The sequence below is a fragment of the Pleionea litopenaei genome (assembly GCF_031198435.1).
Lineage (GTDB): Bacteria > Pseudomonadota > Gammaproteobacteria > Enterobacterales > Kangiellaceae > Pleionea > Pleionea litopenaei.
In genome coordinates this window covers 2,848,820-2,868,399 of record NZ_CP133548.1, presented here as the reverse complement: position 1 = coordinate 2,868,399, position 19,580 = coordinate 2,848,820, and the positions used below count along the sequence as shown (strand labels likewise).

Here is a 19,580-nt window from a genome sequence, read left to right as displayed (position 1 = left end):
AAAGCTAAATGACTAATCAATCCGACTCTGCTTTAGACAACTACAATGTTCCACTTTGGAGCGATGGTTTCTTTAATATCGACAAAGATGGCGATCTGGTTTTGGTATCGCAACATCGCGGAGACGATGTCAGTCATAAACTGCACACCATTGTTGAAAAGTTAAAAACGGATGAAAAGCCGTTACCGGTGCTTATCCGATTTGGCAATATTCTCCGCGATCGATTGGATCAAATTACCGGAGCTTTTGCGGACGCCATCGAACAAAATAGTTATCAAAATAAGTTTACCTGTGTCTACCCCATCAAAGTTAATCAACAGCGTGAGGTGGTGAACGAACTTGTCCAGCATGGTGGCGAGCGGTTCGGTTTAGAGGCTGGAAGTAAACCTGAGTTACTTGCCGTTTTAGGCACCGATATGCCACGTCAAAGCGTCGTCGTTTGTAACGGCTATAAAGATCGGGAATATATAAGAACCGCTTTAATCGGACAACAGATGGGGCGTCGCGTTTATATCGTTGTAGAGAAGCTGCATGAACTCGAGTTGGTGATTGAAGAAGCCAAAAGAATGAACATCGAACCTACACTGGGCGTTAGGGTTCGAATGTATGCTATCAGTAAAGGCAATTGGCAGGATACTGGTGGCGAAAAATCTAAATTTGGATTGTCTCCGAGTCAGCTTATCAAACTGACAGAAATGCTTGCAGAACATAACATGACACATTGTTTGCAGTTCCTGCACTGTCATTTAGGATCGCAGATTTCTTCAATTACTGACATCCGTAAAGGCGTCAAAGAGTGCGCTCGCTATTTTGTCGAATTAAAGCGAATGGGATTACCTCTTCGCGTCATTGATGTTGGTGGTGGACTTGGCGTTGACTACGAAGGCACTCAGTCACCGTCCTATTACTCAATTAATTACACGGTACAAGAATACGCAAACACCATCGTGCAAACGGTCATTGACGTTTTAGATCAACATAAACTAGAGCATCCTGAAATCATTACTGAATCTGGCCGAGCGCTCACCGCACACCACGCCGTTCTTGTAACCAACATGTTCGACCGTGAAAAGGCCCCTGGACTCTCCGAACCCGAGCCCGTTCTCGATAGCGATGCAAACGTATTACAAAATCTTTGGCGGCATTATCAAACAGTTGATGAAGAATCAGCCAGTGAGGCCTTTCATTCAGGTGTCTTTTATTTAAATGAAGCACTTATGCTTTATACCCATGAAGCAATCTCGTTGGAAGAATGGGCTCGCGCAGAACAACTTTACTTTGCTATTTGCCGAAAAATTTATCCCTTGTTAAACCCTGAAATACCGGGTAATCAAGACATACTTCGTGAACTCGATACGAAATTAGCCGATAAGTTATTTTGCAATTTTAGTCTGTTTCAATCACTTCCAGATGCATGGGGTGTCGGACAAATCTTTCCCGTTATTCCATTAAGTGGACTGAATCGTCCGTTAACCTACCGTGGCGTCATAAAAGATATCACTTGCGATTCCGATGGACGCATTGAACGATATGTCAACGGCAATGCTTTAGAAAGCAGTTTACGCTTACCTGAAATTGAAGACGATCAGCCTTTGACACTTGGAATTTTTATGGTCGGTGCGTATCAAGAAATATTAGGCGCATTGCATAATCTCTTTGGTGATACGCATACTGTCCACATCAATCTAGCTGCCGACGGCAGTATTGAAGAGATCGAGCAAAATCCTGGAGATACCGTTAGTGAAGCACTGTCGATAGTTCATTTCGATAGCAGCAACTTAGAGAAGCGATACGCACAGCAATTGCAAGAAAGTCAACTTTCGACTCAACAAGTTGAAGAGTACTTAACAGAACTGAGCAGTGGCTTATCTGGTTACACTTATTTGGAAGATTGATTATGAAAGTTAAACTAGAAATAGATGCAACCCCCGAGGAGTGGAGACGCTTCTTCGGAATGCCAGATGTCAGCGAGATTCACCAACAGCTTTTAAAAGACGCGCAAGAAAAAATAGCCTCTGGAGACTACGATCCTGTCGCTCTAATGCAAAGCTTTATGCCAGAAGATATGAAAAAAATGGCTGACCTTCAGAAAAGCTTCTGGGAAAATCTTTTTAATAAAAAGTCTTAAGGTAAAACGAATGACCGCTTTATTTCGCCACCTCATTGGTGGCATTGGGTTAATATTGCTTACAATAAACATTGTCGTGTGGATGATTCCAATCATCATACTTTCAATTTTAAAATTCATTATTCCAATCACTGTCATACGCAATCTAATTTCTTCTGCTCTAAACTTGTGTGCCTCAGCTTGGATTTCAGTGAATAGCTTAATGGCAAAGTATCATGTAAATATCAAAGTCACTTGGCCAGAGAACATCAAACTCTCGCCTAAAGACTGGTACCTAGTACTCGCCAATCATCAGTCATGGGTCGATATTTATGTGTTGCAGAACGTTTTCAATAGAAAGATCCCTTTTCTAAAGTTCTTTCTGAAAAAAGAATTGATCTATGTTCCTCTTCTCGGGATCGCTTGGTGGGCGCTTGACTTTCCTTTCATGAAAAGACATTCAAAAGAGTACTTAAAAAAGCATCCAGAGAAAAAAGGGCAAGATTTAGAGACCACCAAAAAGGCTTGTGAAAAGTTTCAGCACATTCCTATTTCAGTTATGAACTTTGTCGAAGGCACCCGCTTTACTGAAGCAAAATCGCAGCGACAAAATAGCCCTTACTCACAGTTGCTAAAGCCTAAATCTGGCGGCGTCGGAACCGTTTTATCCATCCTAGGTGACAAAATGCATCATGTTTTGGATGTCACTTTACATTATCCCAGAGGCATTCCGAGTTTTTGGGATTTCTTATGTGGCAGAGTCGGAGAAATCAACGTTGTTGTCGAGCAACATGAGGTAAAAAGCTACCTTGTTGGGGATATGACCAATGCTGAGACTCGAATACAAGTTCAAGGCTGGCTAAATGAACTATGGCAACATAAAGATCAGTTATTAACGGATCTTTCCAAAACAAATTCTCCGCTAAAGCCCTCTTAAAGACTCAACTAGGCGCTTTTGGTCACTACCTTTGTAGGGGAAACAGTCGTTTTCCCCTAAAAATCTCGGTTACTTTATTAAAACGTGCCTCTTATAGCCATAATCCAAATCAAAAGAGCCTTGGATTAATTAGTTTTTATTTTATGACAAAAATTCTAAAGAACCGTCAAATTTGTATATATATCAATTAGTTAAACTGCTTTTGCGAGTGAACAAATAATCACCTTTAATAAAAAAACACAAATGTTTTGACTATTTTTTCGACTTTTATGGATATTTAGCCACTTTTCTTGTATTATGCCGCGCAAATTTTAAGCAGTATAGGAGACTATCTATTGGAACAAGCGAGCGTTGAAGTCCAATTACAGGTGTGGAAAGAACTAGCCATCAGTAAGCAAGTATTGATGCAAACTGCCGCAACGGCATTGGGTTTACCTGAAGAATACACCACCGAAGAGCTTGAACTGGCTCTCAACAAAACCATTAAATTGGCAGACAATGCGGAAGCCGAGATTAAAGCGGCACAAGCGAAAGCTGAGCAGGCTATTGCAGAGATGCAGCTTAAAATCGAGCAAGCCGAAAAAGCGACCAAGGTTGCACTTGCAGAAAAAGAGCAAGCGTTAGCCGAAAAAGACGCCGCTGAGCAATCAATGGAAGCGAATCGCAGCCAAACGGCTGACGAGCTGAAAAAAGCCAAAGCACAATTGGCTGATAAGCAAAAAGAAATTAAACAAATTACCAAAGTACTCGCCGACACTCCTGAAAATGTTGTCAAAAAAATGAAAGCATTGAAAAAGGAAAAAATGGACGAGTCTAAAGCGAAGAAAGCAGCCGAAGATCTCACCAAGAAACTTCGTAAAGAGAAGCAAACTGTCGAAACAACGGTTGCAGAGCAAAAAGAAATTTTAGCCAAAGCCGTTGAGTTAATCGAAGACTACCGTACGCTTAACAAGCACGCCAACGAGCAGTTTGATCAACTCGCTGAACTTGTCGAAGACAAAGAAAAATTAGCTAAAGTTCCAGCAATCAATGACGAGATTGTAGAACTGATCGAAAAGTCGGTCGACGAGAAAAAAGATAAGAAATAATTGTTTATAATGATTATTGAAAAAGCCCGCTGAATTGCGGGCTTTTTTATTCCACACACTTCAGCGCTTGGTTTAAACATTCAACCGCCATGATATCCAGCATCCATCTACCCGTTATCATAACTTCTTATTTCTATTACTATTTTTAAACCTTATCGTTATAAACCTGCAACTTGCGAACCAGTTAACATACAATGAATCTGGTAATATTCACACTAAATAGAGATATTCGGTATCAAAACTTTCGATTGGACTGACCATACAATGACCGAAGCAAGAGGAGTATTATGAAAACCATTGCTAAACATTCGCTATTACTATCTTCGATGGTGAGCGCTTTAATACTAGTTGGATGTGATTCTTCAGATAAAAATAATGGAACCATCAGCTTAAAGTTAACCGATGCACCCGTTGACTCAGCGACAGAAGTTGTTGTCGAATTCACTGGAGTCGAAATAAAGCCGACGGAAGGGGCAGCGCTACAATTCGACTTTGATGAACCCAGACAGATCGACTTGCTCGCTCTACAAAATGGTGCGACAGAACCTCTGTTAACTCAAGAAGTCGTCACCGCGGGAAGTTACAATTGGGTTCGCCTTAAAGTTAACGCAGATAATCAGGTGATGGACTCATACATTTCTTTCGAGGGCGGAGAGACTTATTCTCTGTACGTTCCAAGTGGCAGTCAAAGTGGACTAAAACTGAATCAAGGTTTCAATGTAGCGATAGGACAAGATGCAGACTTTACCATCGACTTTGACTTACGTAAGTCGATTGTTGATCCGCAATCTAATCAAGTCGATTACCTTTTAAAACCGTCACTTCGCATCATTGATAATACTGAAATCGGCGAGATCTCTGGCTCGGTTGCCAATGCGACTATGGAGCAAGCTTCTTGCATTGACGGTGGTGTCGTCTACCTTTTCCAAGACGCTGATACGCCCCCTGATGATATGGGTAGCGAATCGCCACCGCTAAGCAGCGCTAACGTTACTTACAATGATTCGGAAAATACGTATGAGTTTATGTTTGCGTTTGTAGCACCAGGAGAGTACACATTATCCTTAACTTGCGACGCTCAAAATGATGATCCAGAAGCGGATGATTCCATTACTTTTATTGAGTCATTAAATGCTACTGTTGAAACTGATATGGTGACCGACGTTGATTTTAATTAACATTCATTGTTGATCCATTCAATGTTGCTAAAAAAGGCCAGATTGTTCTGGCCTTTTTTATTTTAGTTTTTCAATCGAATGAAATTGGCTTAAGAATGACCGCTGGTAGGGGTTGCCAGTTGCAAAAAACTGCAACTCAGAATCCTGAGAGGCTTCTGTTTTCGGAATAATTTCTGAAACTCGTCGCGCGATCGCTTCGCCAGAGTCGATCCATGCAATATCTGGATACCGCTCAGTCAATTCACTTTTAAACCAAGGAAAATGCGTGCAGCCTAAAACCACGACATCCGATTTTTGTTCAATGAAAGGCTTTACAATCTCCGCTACTGATTGAAAGTCGAGTGGCAAACCTTGTAGTTTTATTTCTGCGAGCAAAACCAACTGTTGTGATGCAACCTTTGTTACGTGGCAATCATTGGCAAACTGCTCAATTAATTGATCGACGTATTGGCCATTCACCGTGGCTTCCGTTGCCAGTAAACCGATTCTTTTGTTTTTAGATAGTTGTGCTGCCGGTTTGATCGCTGGGACAACTCCGACAATCGGCAAGTTAATTTGTTTTCGAATTTCATCAAGTACTAAGGTGCTGGCTGAATTACAGGCGATCACGATTGCATCATAATCGCTACTTTGGAGTTGTCGTTCGATTAAAAAAAGTAGCCGCTGCTTTAGTTCAGCTTGCGTCTTCGTTCCGTATGGAAAAAATAAATTATCAGCGACATAGTCAATGCTCAATCTCGGTAATAATTGACTCATTGACTTTACAACCGTTAACCCACCGATTCCTGAGTCTAATACTAAAACTTTACTCACTTTTTCTTAACTCGCTCAAGAAAAATATTCATCATTAATTTTACGCCAGGTCCTGCCCTTTCTCCCCGCGCATTGATCAAAAATAAACTCAAGGTTCGACGTTGACCTTGCTCAAGATTCAAAGGTTTGAATTCTCCGCTGGCTAACTCTTTTTGAATATAACCACTTGGCAGCCAAGCAAAGGCCATTTTTCGACGAATGACTTCAACCGATGTTGAAAAATGAGAGACCGTAATTCGTTGCTCACTACCCAGCCACCCTGCATCTTGTTGCCGTTTAATACCGGTATCGCGCATAACCACTTGGCGGGTCTGCGCTAACTCTTCAAGAGTCACTGCTCGATCCAGCTGGTTCAGTGGATGCTCTTTATGAGCGACAGCAATAAACTCAACAGAATCGAGCTGCTCGCCGATGAATCCCGGAGGAACTCTAGGCGCAATAACCAAGTCCGCAGTGCCTTGAAATAACGCTTCGTCAGTGCCGGATAACGACGTCTCTAAAAATCGAATCCGGGTGGCTTTCTCGCCTCGTTCATTGAACACTTCTATCGCTTCGAGTACATCCGATACGGGATACACCACATCGACTGCAATCACCACTTCTGACTCCCAACCTCGAGAAACACAAGCGGCCAATTGCTCAATACCATCGGCTTCATCCAGAAGCTTGCGAGCTTTTCTAACCATGACTTCTCCAAGATCGGTTAACTCTGCTTTTCGGCCGTTCAGCTTCAAAACTTGTCCACCAAGGTGTTCCTCAAGTCGCGAAATAGCATAGCTCACGGTTGATTGGCTTTTATTTAGTAATTCCGCGGCTTTGGCGTAACTTCCTTCATCGACAACCGCCACAAATGAGGCCCATTGTTCTAAGGTTATTTTTGGCGTCGCAGACATAGTGCCGTCCCTTGTAGCTCGTAATGTTATAAGTCAGATGTTATCAGGTGAATCGTTTGATTCATTTAATTTTTCGATTGTATCTATTCAAAATAGGCGATTTAAAATCGATTAATTAAATATATGATAGTGGAAAGTCCAGACCAAACACAAGGTGAGCTATGAATATCTTACATATTGAATCCAGTATCTTTGCAGAAAATGGCGTATCCAGCCAACTTTCGCGCACATTGTTAGAAAAGTTAACCCTGGAAAATCCAGGCAGCGAAATTAGGCATAAGCATTTTGGTCAAGAACCGGTTCCGCACTTCGACGGTGAAACCCTGCAAGCGCTTATGCAAGATCCAGACAGTCGCTCGGGTGAGCAGAAAGACAAAGTGGCTTATGCCGATCAACAAATTGCTGATGTGCAATGGGCCGATGTCATCGTGATTGGCTTGCCAATGTACAATTTTAGCGTTCCTTCAATGTTAAAGGCTTGGTTTGATTTTATTGCCAGGGCTGGGGTGACTTTCCGATACACTGAAAAAGGCCCAGAGGGACTATTGCTCAACAAAAAAGTACATATTCTGGCGACTCGCGGAGGCCAATATAAAGATACCCCGATTGACACCCAAATACCTTTCGTAAAAACATTCCTAAACTTTCTCGGAATCACGGATATCAATGTTATCTACGCAGAGGGATTGAATATGGGTGACGATCTTAAAACCCTAGCAATCGCCGATGCCGAAAACCAAATCCAGCAGTTACAATCCGCTTAGCTGTTGCCAGCGAAAGGAGAGCTCTATGAGTCAACGTACAGTTCGTTATGTCGTTCCCGCCCAACATGCTTCTGACGGTGCGGGCGTTAAGCTTAAAAGGTTAATGTCTGGAAAAAACTTGGCGATGTTTGATCCCTTTTTAATGTTGGACGAGTTTAACAGCAATGATGCCAATGACTATATCGCAGGCTTTCCCTCGCACCCACATCGAGGATTCGAAACCGTCACCTATATGCTCGATGGGAAAATGTTACACGAAGACCATTTAGGCAATCAGGGGTTACTTAACTCTGGTGATGTGCAATGGATGACGGCCGCTCATGGCATTATTCATAGCGAGATGCCACAGCAAGAGGAAGGATTAATGCGCGGATTTCAACTTTGGTTGAATTTACCGGCCGATGAAAAATTAAAGCCGCCCTCTTATCGTGATATTCCAAGTGAGGACATTCCAGTTTATGAAGAAGAAAATGTGAAGCTTAAAGTTATTGCTGGCAATTTGCGAACAAACGCTAATCGCTATGCTGGTCTCGTTACCGGGATCTCTACTGATCCCACAATAGTCGACTTAAGAGTGAAGGCGAATAGTGAGTTTAGATTCCAAGTAAACCAAGGCTATAACGTTCTACTTTACGTTTTCGATGGTAACCTAACTGTCGAAGAGCAAAACATTGAAGAGCAGCATATGGCCATTCTTAGTGATGGTGAGCAAGTGACATTAAAAACCAGTGATCGAGCTGCAAGTCTCTTAGTTTTGATCGGTAAGCCGCTCCGCGAGCCAATCGTACAATGGGGGCCCTTTGTGATGAATACGCCCGAACAAATAGAACAGGCCATTCAAGACTATCGCAGCGGAGTCTTAACACAATATGGCTCAGTCAATGTTTAAGGTTCTTGCAGGCCGACATTAATAATTGTCGCTAGGAACTTTTCTAAAGTTCTGTGTTCTACAGGTTACCAAAGAACACAGGACTTTCTTATGAAACCATTAAAGCTATTCACAATCGGAATTTTCTTGAGCTTCAGTAGTAGCTATTTATTGGCTAGCGAAAAAATTGAGCGATCGATTGACTACTCTGAAATCAACAAAATTGTATACATTGCAACAAACAAGGTTCGTTCTCCACTGGTATACCTAAACGCTAATGTGGTCCTTAATCACCCCGAACTAAAAATACAAGATGTGAAACTCTTTGTCAGCAATGAAGCTAACGAACGTAAAGACGTTGTCATTGATCATAATTTAACAGACAGTGGTTACTTGATGACGCTTCCCTCTTTTCCATTAGAACATGACGAATTAAAACTGACGGTTAATCAGCCAAAAGATCATGCGACCTTTTCAATTAATCTTGGAATAAATCCGCCGAGTTCAAAGGAAATGACCTACTATGAACTCTTTGTGTTGCTTGATGATATTAATGACTTTACCGGTGAAATGGCCGGCGCAATGAGTTGGTTTGTTTCTGATATGGACGAATTAAAATTTGAGTTTGAAGAGCCCTCTACCATTACCATTTTATCCAAAGATTCTCAACTAGAGTTTAACACCGATGAGTCAAATGAATTAGTATTAGAAAAAGAATCATCGCTGTTTAAATCCGATGCTAAAGTCATTTTTAGCAGCCTACCAAAAGCGGTCCTGCCACAAGATTAAACGTATTAATGTAGAATTAAAAAAAAGCAGAGATTATACTCTGCTTTTTTAATCCTAGTATTTTACTAATCTATCGTCTCAATTAGCTGCGATTAACTCGTTAGCGTTAATTAAGTTGCCAGTTTGAACTAATTGCATTTTATTTTGAACTGCGGAAAATTCTTTTCCATCAACGATAACCGTGGTTGTTACCGGGTAAACTCCTTGTGGCATTCCTTTCGGCAAGGTAAAAGTAAATTCATTTTTAAATGCGCCGCATTTTTGAGTCTCTTGATTAATAACTTTCTCTAAGCTCTTTAATGGTTTGGTAGGATCTTCATTGTCATAAATTGTAATTCTTTCTTTAATTTCGACCAATTCGGTAGTACTTCCTCGAACAACTTCTAAACTCGATTGAATGGACACAGAATTACCTGGGTTGACAACTGCACCCGGCATTATTGACGACTCATAATTGATTAACTGTGGTTCAGCAGGTAATTGCTTAAATTCTTTTTTGTATTTCTCAACAACCTTTTGGTCGTTCTCAGTTTGCTCACTGCGTTGAGCGATGACCATATCATAAATTATTTTAGCCGCCACTCCGACAGCGATAATGGCTCCAATTGTTTTTAAATGTTTGCTTTTACAACCCGAAGTTAAGGCCAGTGTTATACAGACAAACACCGCTATGGGTAGTTGATGATTTTTGATCATAATAGTTAACCTCACCTAGTCAATTCGGATATCTTTTTTTGCTTTTGCAATCGCGGCTTTTGCACGTCGCTTTAAATTTACAGCTTCAGAATAATTCTCAATAAATGCCATGGCTGATTCCGCCTTTGCAATAGCACAACTATAGTCGAATTTATCGAAACACTGTTGCCCCTCTGCAACCATCGCTTGCGCTTTTATTAGTGATTGTTCTTGAATCATAACCGCATTTTCTGCATCTCTTATCATTGCAAGAGCAAGAGCGTCTCCCGGCAAGATGGCCAGAGCTTCATTTGCTTTTTCTTTAGCGCATTGATATTGCTTGCGATCGAAACAGGCCGCAGCCTCAGAGAGTAACTCAGTAAATTGGGTTTGCAACGCTTGCTGAAGTTCCATTGCCTGTGTCTTTAACTCAGTCGCGGCAACATTACTTGAGTCTAGCTTAATAATGTCTGAATAGATCTCATCAATACAAACGAAATTATGCTGCTCAAGACACTGCTTACCCTTGTTAAGCAACTTTTCAATGGCTAACTGTTGTTGCTGCGCAATCAAGGATAATTTTGCATTCTCTAAAGCGGCCTTGGCAAACTCATCATTTGGCTCTAATCCTAGCAAAGTGTTCGCCTGATCGACGACACACTCAAAATTACCCGATGACTGGCAATTTTTCAGTTCAGATATCGTCGACTCAATTTTCTGACTGCGCTGCTGTGCTTTAAAGATTGAATAGCCCAAGACTGATAGAGTGACTAACGACAATGCCACGGTTGTGTAAATCAAAGGTTGCTTTTTACTACCAGCCAGTTGCTTTATAAAGGCGATGATCGAAGGTGTTCGTTGTTCTTTATCGAGCGCCAAAGCCTGGCTAAGTGCTTTCCACTCTCGCTTATTAAGTCCACTAATAGGTTCTGGCTGCATGCCTAAAGTCTTAGCGGTCATGGCGGATTTATTATCAAAAGGATGTTTTCCGGCAAATAGCTCATACGCGATGACCGCAGCAGCGAACACGTCATCTCTAGGATCGGGCGGAGCATTTTCAAACATCTCAGGAGATGCGTAGTCGGGTGTCAGTGCTCCGATTTTGCCGGCATCAAAATGGTCAGCTGTTTTTCGAGCGAGCCGCGCGATACCAAAGTCCAAGACTTTAGCGCCCTCAGCGGTGATAAAGATATTTGCGGGTTTAAGATCACAGTGAATGATGCCTTTTTGATGAGCGTAATTCAGCGCTCGGCAGTAGTCTAAGACGATTTTCTTCGCTTCTGACTTATCAAGTCCCATCGGTTGCTTACGTCGCATTAATGCATCTAAATCTTCACCCTGAAGCAGCTCCATCGTCATGTAAACGGTGTCATTATCTCGGTCAAAATCGTAAACCGTTACAATGTTTGGGTGCGATAGATTAGAAGAGCGACTGGCCTCTCGTTGCAGAGCGATAAAAGCATCCGGATGATTTTTAAAATCTCCACTAAGTACTTTGATCGCGACGTAAGGATTAAGATCGGTCGCCTCAACTTTTCGCAAATCTTGGGCGAGATACACGGTTCCCATTCCGCCTGATCCAAGTGTTTCTTGTAGAACAAAGCGTTTATTGAGAATAATTTTCTTTTCGGCTAGCGCTCGATTAACATCTTCTCGGGCCTTAGCAAACCCATCGGTTGTTTGTTGAGATTGCAACCGTTGCGCGAGCTGCGTCAGCCGGCTACCAGCAGTCGCAGCAGCTGACTCCATTGCTTGAGTCGCTTTCGTATCGTTTGAATTACTCATATCCTTCCAGTTTCGGTCTGACGCCGAATAAAACCCCTCTAACTTATAGTCGCAGATAGTATTGGCTATCTCAAGTTATCATTTATCCTTCCTGCGCCGGTTAAGATTTCGTTCAGCTATATTCAACTAAACTTGCCTTAACATAATCCTGAAATGAGAGACACCATGCATCGCTTTATCTTAGCCTTTGCGCTTTTCAGCGCCTTATTTAACTCAGCTTCCGCTGAAAACACCTTTGGTATGTCGGTCAGCCGAGAATTTGCAGATATCGGCGATATTACCTCTCTCAACCTTTACAGCCAGTTCTCCGATCCCCATAGTCATTTAGGCTTCCAACTTGGAACCAGTATTTCACGGGCGGAAATCACCGATTTCGATGGCTATGTTGATAATTATGGCGCTTGGGAAGGCTTCGCTAGAATTGGGCTGTTTTCAGACATTCAGATTTACATGGAAGCTGGTATCGATATTGGTGAGATGTTGGTCTACGACGATCGTCATCACGACTACTACTATTACGACGAAGACCGGAATGAGATTGACTTTTTTATGGGTGCGGGGGTTGGTCTATCCACTGATAATGTCGATATACGAGTATTTTCGCGCTATCGGTACATAGATGGACTCTACTTGACCGACAATCAAGACTGGTTTTCAGGATTAGAGTTTGCCGTTCACTTCTAACTCTAACATTAGCGGCTTCACAAGGAGCCGCTATTAAAAACTTCTGTTACGTTTCGGCGTTTCGCAATCCCTCGTTCATCTCGCTATAATGCATCTGACATCGATAATTAACAGGTGCATTGCTTGAGCATTCATTCAACAACACTTACATCCGGTTTTTCTCCTTTAAAGTTAGTTTGGCCGATAGCATTATCTGGGTTTGTAGTGGGCTGTTTTTTGAGCTTCAGCATTGTCAGTGGCGATCAACTTGGCCGCGTCAATTTATTCTACTTACTCTTTATTTTTGTTTTCATACCCTTAATAACAGCGCTACTTTCTATGATCACATTAATGACTAAGCGTGGCATTAGCTTTGCCAGCCTAGTGGTTAAACTGCCCTTACTCAGCAATGCTCAAAGGCAAACGCTGCGTCAAATGCAACAATTAAAAATAGACCGACATTGGCTGTTCATTCAAGGCCAATACGCAGCCATATTCTATGCTTGCGGAGGGTTAGTTACATTTTTATTGTTACTACTTGGCAGTGATGTAAATTTTGTGTGGCGAAGTACTATATTGTCTCCTGAAGACATTCATCCTTTCTTAAAATGGCTGGCCACGCCTTGGCAATTCTGGTCAGAAGCCCAGCCTGATCTTTCACTATTGATCGCTACGCAAGACAATCGACTCATGGTCCCTAATTCTGCTAATCCGGAATTTAGTCACTGGTGGAAATTCATTCTCGCGACACAATTGTGTTATTCACTCTTATTACGCCTAATTATGATACTGCCGATTCGCTGGATCATCGCACAACAAATCAAGAATGATTTTGAGCAGCAATTAAAACAAACGATCAATCGTCATCAAAAAACGCCATCAACGTCTTTTGTTCATGCAGACATTGTTCATGAATTGCCCAATGAATTATGTGTGGTTAATTGGGCTGAATTTTCTCAACAAGAACTCTCTAACGTTTCGGCTATCAAGAATTTTCCGCTCATCGAAATAAGCGACCTCACACCCGATCAAACAGAACGCTCGTTGCTCGTATTGGTCAAAGCTTGGGAACCCCCAATTGGAGAGCTTGAAGATTTTTTAAAGGAACATAATGGATTCCTTTACCCGATCGACTTTAAGCATAACAACGTCATAGAGCTCGAAGAAAAAGACTGTGAAGAGTGGCAACGCTTCACCGCACAACTGACGCAATGGAATATGTTTCAACCACCGTTCAATAACACCTCAGAGAACTCATCGGCACAGGACACAATGTCATAATGAAAGACACAACAATGCCAGTATTTGCAGTGGTTGGTCACCCAAACAAAGGAAAGTCGTCAATCGTGGCGACACTTGCACAAAATGATGCCGTTGCGATTAGCCATCGCAGCCGTACCACCGAAAAAGCCACACGATATACGATTAGTACGGCTCAAGGAAGTTATGAACTGATCGATACACCGGGGTTCCAACGACCGACAAAAGTATTAACTTGGCTAAAGGAACGCTGTGGTGATGCAAGTCAGCGCTTAGCCACATTACGCCAATTCATTGATGACCCAGAATGTCAGCAACAATTTCCCGATGAAGTTGAGTTATTAACACCCATTGTACAAGGTGCAGCAATCCTTTACGTGGTCGATGGTTCACGTCCTTATTCGAAGAGTTATGAGACGGAAATGGAAATTCTGCTTTGGACAGGTCAGCCGAGTATGGCGTTAATCAATCCCATTCAAAACAGTGATTTTGTGGATGAGTGGGAGCGTGCTCTGCATCAATTTTTTAAATCAGTAACCCTATTTAACCCTATGCTTGCCGATCATACTAAACAAATTGAGCTGCTGGATGTATTTGCTCACTTAAATTCATCTTGGCGAAATCAATTAGAAAAGATCGCAAATGCTTTGCAGGAAAACTTCGAACAAAGAAAACGCAATAGCGTTAATTTATTATGTCGGCTGTTAACCGACGTTTGCACCCATGAAATAGAGCAGAAGGTTCTTACAGAAGATCAGGCAAAGACAATTGAGCCAATATTACAGAAGCGTTTTACAAGCGATATTAAGCAACGAGAATCCTTAGCCTTACAAGAGTTACTCGCAAACTATGCTCACTTAAATACGGAATTTTCAATACAACAGCTAGAATTACCACCGGATCTCTTTGATTGTGATCACTGGTACGCTTGGGGACTCAATAAAAAGCAATTAGTGATTGCCGCTGCCGTTGCTGGTGCAGTTAGTGGTGCTGCCGTCGATCTCGCCGTTGCAGGTCATAGTTTTATGTTAGGAGCCATCGGCGGCGGATTGTTAGGCGGTAGCAGTGCCTACTTTGCATCCGATAAAATCGTCAATCTAAAAGTTAAAGGGCTTCCTTTAGGCGGATTTACTGCGCATTATGGACCAATCATTCATAAAAATTTTCCTTATGTCATTATTGGTCGTTTTTTGTTTTGCTATCAACAAATCTCTCAGTTGACTCACGCAGACCGACGCTCGCTTTCTATTCATGCGACAGACTTTCAGAAATCGATAGAACATTTAGAAAAGTCACAACAAAAAGAGCTGCATCAAGTGTGTGCAAAATTGTCGAAACAACGAATACCTGAAGCGCTGTACACAGCTTTAATGCCGTTATTTGATTAGATCACTAACTTATGACGCTCGGTATTTTCGCCAATCGAAAAACATTGCCACCCCGAGCCACAGACTCACCAGTGCGACTATTAAGAAGGTGCTTTCTGCAATCTTCATCACTTGTTCGCTGAGTAGAGACGTCGCCACTACGAGGAATAAATAGTAAGGTAAATTAATAAGACCAGAAGCCCATACAATTTTACGCGACCCTTTCTTCGAGCCGTGATTGAACATAAAAAATGCAAGTGCGTTGATGTGTATCATTGCCGGCAGTAATTTTCGCCACTCGATAGAATTCGACGATTCGCTTTCAATCGAATTTGCTTGTCGGTTTGCCAAGAAATAGCGGCCAAGGCTGTAGTTTATTAATGAAGCCAAGGTAGCAGCAGCGACCATAATTAATGTTAAGTTAACAATACTGCCAAGTGTAGATTCACCTATCACGACAATAATCACTGCGAAGAATTGCCCAGGGAAATAGAAACCAACATAAATAATCGCTTCTAGCAGGATAATCAAAAACAATAACCAATAAATCGGCATCGTATCTGCGTTTCGAAGCATCGTTAACAGTTCACTTCCGCTAGGCACAATCGAGTATTCAATTAATACACTTAAGCCAATAATTACTATCAAGGCGGTTAACGGTAACGTGGAGTAGTACTTCAAGCCGAGTTATTCCAAGAATTAGACATGTCTTCTTTTACGTTAACCGGAGCTTTTTAGATAGACTTATTGCATTCAGTTCGAGAATCAGCTGGCTGCACTCGAGTCACATTGAGTTCCGAAAACCGCTAGCTCATACGTGAGTTTAGCTTACAATAGAATCATGAAAACTGAAGCCAGCCAACTCGATACGATGACCTGCCAAAGAGCACGTTTAGCTCGTGATGCTCGTTTCGACGGTCGCTTTTTTATCGCCGTTAAAACAACGGGAATCTATTGTCGACCGATCTGCCCTGCTTCTCCTCCAAAAGAGTCAAATGTCACCTATTTTGATTCAGCTATCGGAGCAAGTCAGGCTGGATTTCGCCCCTGTTTACGGTGCCGACCTGATTCAGCTCCCAGCTCTCCCGCTTGGCAAGGTACTGACACCACGATAATAAGAGCGCTAAAACTGATTGATGAAGGTGCTTTAAATGAAGGAGATATCAGCACGCTTGCCAGTCGGCTAGGAATTAGCGATCGATATTTACGTCAGTTATTTAAACGGCACCTTGGTATAACGCCTACTTATTATGCGCAACATCAACGATGTCTATTAGCTAAGAAGTTACTTCATGAAAGCCACCTACCCATCCACGAAATTGCTATTGCGAGCGGCTTTAACAGTGTTCGAAGGTTTAATGAAGTGTTCAAGAAAATAATGACCATACCTCCCTCACAAATACGCAGAGTACAAGGCAAAGAAACATCATTGACGTTGCAGCTCGCTTATCGACCACCGTTCGACTGGGTTGCGATGTTTGAGTTTTTAAAGATGCGTTGTGTTGAAGGCTTGGAATGGGTCGAAGATAACGTTTATTGCCGAACATTTGCATATCAGTCGACTCATGGCATTATTAAAGTAAGTCAGAATACAAAACAACATTGTTTGAATGTTGTCATTGATAGCGAACAGTTGAAGGATATTTTTGGACTGACCAACCACCTTCGTCGCTGCTTTGATCTTGATAGTGACAGTTTCACCATTGAACGGTACATTGGCCAAGTAATGCCGAGCGCTGAGATTCACTCCGGTCTGCGCATTCCTAGTGTCTGGTCTATCTTTGAAGCGGGAGTTCGCGCTATTTGCGGACAGCAAGTATCGGTCAGTGCCGCGCATAAGTTAGTGTCTAAAATAGTCACTAACCTAGGTTCTCCATTTCACGATCACTTCCTATTTCCAGCACCACAGGTAATAGCCGATTCAGAACTCGCTTTCTTAAAAATGCCTTTAGCAAGAAAAGAAACCCTGAGAAATTTCGCACGCTGGTTTATCAATGACTTTAACGAGTCTTTAATTGGATTATCGGACATCAAAGGCATCGGCCCTTGGACCATCGACTACCTCAAAATGCGAGGCTTAAGTGACAGTGATATCTGGTTAGCATCCGATCTCGGCGTTAAAAATGCGTTAAAGAAGGTCTCACTGATTAACTCGCCAAGTCATGCTCAACCTTTTCGTTCTTACTTAACGTTTCAGCTTTGGCGACAACTTAATTAATAGGACACTTCTATGAGGATTCAAACGAATTACTATCAAGATACTTTTGAGAGTCCATTCGGTAAGTTTTCGATACGCTCATCAGAGCATGCTATCGAAGAAATTAAATTTACCGATTTTCAACAGAAGAGGACTCATCCTCTAATTGATCAATGCAAGAAGCAATTAGAAGAATACTTTAATTCTCAGCGATTCGAATTCGATTTACCGATAAATATGAACGGAACACCCTTCCAGAAAAACGTTTGGAAAGCGTTGTGTTCGATTCCTTTCGGCCATACGGTTTCTTACCAATCCATCGCGATACAGCTCAATAATCACACAGCTGCTCGTGCGGTTGGTGCAGCCAATGGTCAAAACCCGATTGCGATTATTGTCCCTTGCCACAGAGTGATAGGGAAAAATGGCTCATTAACTGGCTATGCCGGTGGTATTCAATTAAAACAACAGTTGCTTAACTTAGAGCAATCTATGATTAGCCTTTAAGGTGTTCAAGCAACAACAAAATTCGCTTATGAAGATTGCTGAATCGAACTTGCCATCGTATACGTTTAATTTCTGGATCGATTCGATGAATTCGCTTTAACTCTTTAATTCGATCGTAAATATTTTCGACTAAATCGGCGGTTGACTTACCGATAAATACTTCTAAGTCTGTTCCTTTATACCGCTTACTCTCTTTCAATTTTGTTCTTTTAAGGCGATTGATATCGAAATCCGTTTTAATAATTCGATCGTATTCAGCCGTTTGTAACTCTTGAATAATGCGATTAGGCTCAATTTCTCGTTGAGTTACTAACCAACAGAGACCCGCATTTTCTTTGATCTCTTCGAGTAGTACACGCTCGTCACCATCAACATCGCTGATCAACTTTTGTAAGGCTTTCGCTGTTTTTGCAGCACTTGATAATGTAGAAAATAATCGATTAATAGTTTCAATCACAGTTACGATCTCATTTGATGGAAGTACTCGAGTTTATAACACCAGAAAGAATCGCATGGATTAGGATCCCACCAATAATCAAACATTTTGCGACCAATAAATAAGTCGCATAATCGACGATATAATCTTCTTGGCTCGACCCTAGTTGAGCAATACTTTGGTTTAAAAAATAAAACGCAAACCAAGTTATCGAGCACAATATTGCTGGCCTGACTAAAGATTTGACATCAAAAGCGGCTTTCATAGTCTGAACTAGTTTAGAAGCTTGGTTTATGAATAACCGTCCCGTAAATTGCAAAGAAGGTTACTAACGCTAAAACGAAAGCCACAATTTTTATCGTTTTTGTTTTCCCACGTTTTAGGGCGAATGTCCCAAGAACAATATAGGCAACAAGCAAAAGTATCTTCAAAGTAACCCAGTCAAACTTTAGTGGGTAGTAGCCTGTAACAATCACTAAAACCACTGCCGATATCAGCAGGACTGTGTCGATGATATGCGGTAGTATTTTCACTGGTTTGGCGTTTAACATCTTGGAGCCACTGATCATCCAATACCCACGAATAACGAATCCCAAAAGGGACAGACCTGCAAACATCATATGAATATGTTTGGTTATTGGATAAATTTCCATTGTATTTTGTCTCCAAATCTTAATTCTAATTGTTGTTCTAACGGATCACGATTCTCGCTCGGAAGAAGCATTTTATATTCAACCGCCTCAAGATACTCGGTATTTAAAATTTCTGCATCATATTGTGCGACGATATGCTCGAGATCTTTCCCGCACTCATACGCAACATTTAAAACAAGTTCTACTTTATTGATTTTCTCGCAAGTATCAAGCTGTTCCATCGCGAGTTTTACACCGCCACCATAGGCGCGAGCGAGTCCACCGGTTCCTAACTTGGTACCGCCATAATAACGCGTACAAACGGCTATTAAATCACCAACGTCGGAATGTTGCAGCACATTGAGCATCGGCTTACCTGCTGTGCCTGCCGGCTCTCCGTCGTCTGAACAACCAATCAGGGTTGTTGACTGAGGATTGCCAACGATATAAGCCCAACAATGATGCGTTGCCGTTGGTTCTTGTTCACGCAAAGATTTTAGGTAGCCTTTCGCTTTGTCGACCGTATCGACATTCACCAATCGGGTGATAAATCGACTACCTTTAATAACCTCTTCCACCTCTACATTTTGCTTAGGAACCGAATAACCAGCCATTTATTTT

At 41.8% G+C, this 19,580-nt stretch carries 21 protein-coding genes; 13 read left to right on the top strand and 8 right to left on the bottom strand.

Going from position 1 to position 19,580, the window contains the following annotated elements; genetic code table 11:
• Window positions 1-8 precede the first annotated feature (8 nt).
• From speA to Q9312_RS12880, 5 genes are all read left to right on the top strand, one after another.
• Window positions 9-1,895 (top strand): biosynthetic arginine decarboxylase, encoded by a 1,887-nt coding sequence (gene speA, locus Q9312_RS12900; RefSeq protein ID WP_309201269.1) that lies wholly within the window; start codon window positions 9-11, stop codon window positions 1,893-1,895.
• 2 nt (window positions 1,896-1,897) lie between these two features.
• Window positions 1,898-2,128 (top strand): DUF6489 family protein, encoded by a 231-nt coding sequence (locus Q9312_RS12895; protein ID WP_309201268.1) that lies wholly within the window; start codon window positions 1,898-1,900, stop codon window positions 2,126-2,128.
• 10 nt (window positions 2,129-2,138) lie between these two features.
• The gene (yihG, locus tag Q9312_RS12890; RefSeq protein WP_309201266.1) at window positions 2,139-3,044 is read left to right on the top strand and encodes a 1-acylglycerol-3-phosphate O-acyltransferase, YihG family; all 906 of its coding nucleotides are present in this window, start codon (window positions 2,139-2,141) and stop codon (window positions 3,042-3,044) included.
• A 335-nt stretch (window positions 3,045-3,379) separates the two neighbouring features.
• Window positions 3,380-4,132: a hypothetical protein gene (locus Q9312_RS12885; protein WP_309201265.1), complete on the top strand. Its 753-nt coding sequence runs from the start codon at window positions 3,380-3,382 to the stop codon at window positions 4,130-4,132.
• Window positions 4,133-4,419: 287 nt separating this feature from the next.
• Window positions 4,420-5,310: a DUF4382 domain-containing protein gene (locus tag Q9312_RS12880; RefSeq protein ID WP_309201264.1), complete on the top strand. Its 891-nt coding sequence runs from the start codon at window positions 4,420-4,422 to the stop codon at window positions 5,308-5,310.
• Between the two features lie 57 nt (window positions 5,311-5,367).
• Here the strand turns inward: Q9312_RS12880 and murI are convergent, their stop codons facing one another.
• On the bottom strand, window positions 5,368-6,123 hold the full coding sequence (murI, locus tag Q9312_RS12875; protein ID WP_309201263.1) for a glutamate racemase: 756 nt from the start codon (window positions 6,121-6,123) through the stop codon (window positions 5,368-5,370).
• Window positions 6,120-7,016 carry a LysR family transcriptional regulator gene (locus Q9312_RS12870; protein ID WP_309201262.1) on the bottom strand — a complete coding sequence of 299 codons (897 nt, stop codon included), beginning with the start codon at window positions 7,014-7,016 and terminating at the stop codon, window positions 6,120-6,122. Before Q9312_RS12870 ends, murI begins: the two co-directional genes overlap by 4 nt.
• Window positions 7,017-7,177: 161 nt before the next feature.
• Here Q9312_RS12870 and Q9312_RS12865 point away from each other — a divergent pair, with 161 nt between their 5' ends.
• The 3 genes from Q9312_RS12865 to Q9312_RS12855 all read left to right on the top strand — a co-directional run bounded on the left by Q9312_RS12865 (window position 7,178) and on the right by Q9312_RS12855 (window position 9,437).
• Complete coding sequence (locus Q9312_RS12865) at window positions 7,178-7,780, top strand: FMN-dependent NADH-azoreductase (RefSeq protein WP_309201261.1); 603 nt, start codon at window positions 7,178-7,180, stop codon at window positions 7,778-7,780.
• A 25-nt stretch (window positions 7,781-7,805) separates the two neighbouring features.
• Window positions 7,806-8,669, top strand: a complete 864-nt coding sequence (locus tag Q9312_RS12860; protein ID WP_309201260.1) for a pirin family protein — start codon at window positions 7,806-7,808, stop codon at window positions 8,667-8,669.
• Between the two features lie 90 nt (window positions 8,670-8,759).
• Window positions 8,760-9,437, top strand: coding sequence for a hypothetical protein (locus Q9312_RS12855; RefSeq protein WP_309201259.1), 678 nt, complete (start codon window positions 8,760-8,762; stop codon window positions 9,435-9,437).
• Window positions 9,438-9,515: 78 nt separating this feature from the next.
• Here the strand turns inward: Q9312_RS12855 and Q9312_RS12850 are convergent, their stop codons facing one another.
• Window positions 9,516-10,133, bottom strand: coding sequence for a hypothetical protein (locus Q9312_RS12850; RefSeq protein WP_309201258.1), 618 nt, complete (start codon window positions 10,131-10,133; stop codon window positions 9,516-9,518).
• A gap of 15 nt (window positions 10,134-10,148) precedes the next feature.
• The gene (locus Q9312_RS12845) at window positions 10,149-11,897 is read right to left on the bottom strand and encodes a serine/threonine-protein kinase (RefSeq protein ID WP_309201257.1); all 1,749 of its coding nucleotides are present in this window, start codon (window positions 11,895-11,897) and stop codon (window positions 10,149-10,151) included.
• A 165-nt stretch (window positions 11,898-12,062) separates the two neighbouring features.
• Here Q9312_RS12845 and Q9312_RS12840 point away from each other — a divergent pair, with 165 nt between their 5' ends.
• The 3 genes from Q9312_RS12840 to Q9312_RS12830 all read left to right on the top strand — a co-directional run bounded on the left by Q9312_RS12840 (window position 12,063) and on the right by Q9312_RS12830 (window position 15,208).
• Window positions 12,063-12,581 (top strand): hypothetical protein, encoded by a 519-nt coding sequence (locus tag Q9312_RS12840; RefSeq protein ID WP_309201256.1) that lies wholly within the window; start codon window positions 12,063-12,065, stop codon window positions 12,579-12,581.
• A 123-nt stretch (window positions 12,582-12,704) separates the two neighbouring features.
• On the top strand, window positions 12,705-13,841 hold the full coding sequence (locus Q9312_RS12835; RefSeq protein WP_309201255.1) for a DUF2868 domain-containing protein: 1,137 nt from the start codon (window positions 12,705-12,707) through the stop codon (window positions 13,839-13,841).
• Window positions 13,841-15,208 (top strand): DUF3482 domain-containing protein, encoded by a 1,368-nt coding sequence (locus Q9312_RS12830; protein WP_309201254.1) that lies wholly within the window; start codon window positions 13,841-13,843, stop codon window positions 15,206-15,208. Before Q9312_RS12835 ends, Q9312_RS12830 begins: the two co-directional genes overlap by 1 nt.
• 9 nt (window positions 15,209-15,217) lie before the next feature.
• Here the strand turns inward: Q9312_RS12830 and Q9312_RS12825 are convergent, their stop codons facing one another.
• A complete protein-coding gene (locus Q9312_RS12825; protein WP_309201253.1) occupies window positions 15,218-15,868 on the bottom strand; it encodes a hypothetical protein in 651 nt (216 codons plus the stop codon).
• Between the two features lie 160 nt (window positions 15,869-16,028).
• Between Q9312_RS12825 and Q9312_RS12820 the strand changes: the two genes are divergently transcribed.
• Window positions 16,029-17,405: an AlkA N-terminal domain-containing protein gene (locus Q9312_RS12820; protein ID WP_309201252.1), complete on the top strand. Its 1,377-nt coding sequence runs from the start codon at window positions 16,029-16,031 to the stop codon at window positions 17,403-17,405.
• Window positions 17,406-17,417: 12 nt separating this feature from the next.
• Window positions 17,418-17,891 carry a methylated-DNA--[protein]-cysteine S-methyltransferase gene (locus Q9312_RS12815; protein WP_309201251.1) on the top strand — a complete coding sequence of 158 codons (474 nt, stop codon included), beginning with the start codon at window positions 17,418-17,420 and terminating at the stop codon, window positions 17,889-17,891.
• On the opposite strand, the gene Q9312_RS12810 is transcribed toward Q9312_RS12815, so the two are convergent.
• The 3 genes from Q9312_RS12810 to Q9312_RS12800 all read right to left on the bottom strand — a co-directional run bounded on the left by Q9312_RS12810 (window position 17,881) and on the right by Q9312_RS12800 (window position 19,573).
• On the bottom strand, window positions 17,881-18,348 hold the full coding sequence (locus Q9312_RS12810; protein ID WP_309201250.1) for a hypothetical protein: 468 nt from the start codon (window positions 18,346-18,348) through the stop codon (window positions 17,881-17,883). The genes Q9312_RS12815 and Q9312_RS12810 overlap by 11 nt on opposite strands.
• A gap of 257 nt (window positions 18,349-18,605) precedes the next feature.
• Complete coding sequence (locus Q9312_RS12805; RefSeq protein WP_309201249.1) at window positions 18,606-18,980, bottom strand: SirB2 family protein; 375 nt, start codon at window positions 18,978-18,980, stop codon at window positions 18,606-18,608.
• Window positions 18,962-19,573, bottom strand: a complete 612-nt coding sequence (locus Q9312_RS12800; RefSeq protein ID WP_309201248.1) for a YigZ family protein — start codon at window positions 19,571-19,573, stop codon at window positions 18,962-18,964. The genes Q9312_RS12805 and Q9312_RS12800 overlap by 19 nt, the downstream gene beginning before the upstream one ends.
• Window positions 19,574-19,580: the final 7 nt, after the last annotated feature.

Excerpts from the sequence above, each read along its gene's own strand:
- yihG (WP_309201266.1), top strand. The coding sequence starts at position 2,139 with ATGACCGCTTTATTTCGCCACCTCATTGGTGGCATTGGGTTAATATTG.
- Q9312_RS12805 (WP_309201249.1), bottom strand. The coding sequence starts at position 18,980 with ATGGAAATTTATCCAATAACCAAACATATTCATATGATGTTTGCAGGT.
- Q9312_RS12800 (WP_309201248.1), bottom strand. The coding sequence starts at position 19,573 with ATGGCTGGTTATTCGGTTCCTAAGCAAAATGTAGAGGTGGAAGAGGTT.
- Q9312_RS12840 (WP_309201256.1), top strand. The coding sequence starts at position 12,063 with ATGCATCGCTTTATCTTAGCCTTTGCGCTTTTCAGCGCCTTATTTAAC.
- Q9312_RS12820 (WP_309201252.1), top strand. The coding sequence starts at position 16,029 with ATGAAAACTGAAGCCAGCCAACTCGATACGATGACCTGCCAAAGAGCA.
- Q9312_RS12815 (WP_309201251.1), top strand. The coding sequence starts at position 17,418 with ATGAGGATTCAAACGAATTACTATCAAGATACTTTTGAGAGTCCATTC.
- speA (WP_309201269.1), top strand. The coding sequence starts at position 9 with ATGACTAATCAATCCGACTCTGCTTTAGACAACTACAATGTTCCACTT.
- Q9312_RS12845 (WP_309201257.1), bottom strand. The coding sequence starts at position 11,897 with ATGAGTAATTCAAACGATACGAAAGCGACTCAAGCAATGGAGTCAGCT.
- Q9312_RS12860 (WP_309201260.1), top strand. The coding sequence starts at position 7,806 with ATGAGTCAACGTACAGTTCGTTATGTCGTTCCCGCCCAACATGCTTCT.
- Q9312_RS12850 (WP_309201258.1), bottom strand. The coding sequence starts at position 10,133 with ATGATCAAAAATCATCAACTACCCATAGCGGTGTTTGTCTGTATAACA.
- Q9312_RS12880 (WP_309201264.1), top strand. The coding sequence starts at position 4,420 with ATGAAAACCATTGCTAAACATTCGCTATTACTATCTTCGATGGTGAGC.
- Q9312_RS12855 (WP_309201259.1), top strand. The coding sequence starts at position 8,760 with ATGAAACCATTAAAGCTATTCACAATCGGAATTTTCTTGAGCTTCAGT.
- Q9312_RS12870 (WP_309201262.1), bottom strand. The coding sequence starts at position 7,016 with ATGTCTGCGACGCCAAAAATAACCTTAGAACAATGGGCCTCATTTGTG.
- Q9312_RS12895 (WP_309201268.1), top strand. The coding sequence starts at position 1,898 with ATGAAAGTTAAACTAGAAATAGATGCAACCCCCGAGGAGTGGAGACGC.
- Q9312_RS12865 (WP_309201261.1), top strand. The coding sequence starts at position 7,178 with ATGAATATCTTACATATTGAATCCAGTATCTTTGCAGAAAATGGCGTA.
- Q9312_RS12830 (WP_309201254.1), top strand. The coding sequence starts at position 13,841 with ATGAAAGACACAACAATGCCAGTATTTGCAGTGGTTGGTCACCCAAAC.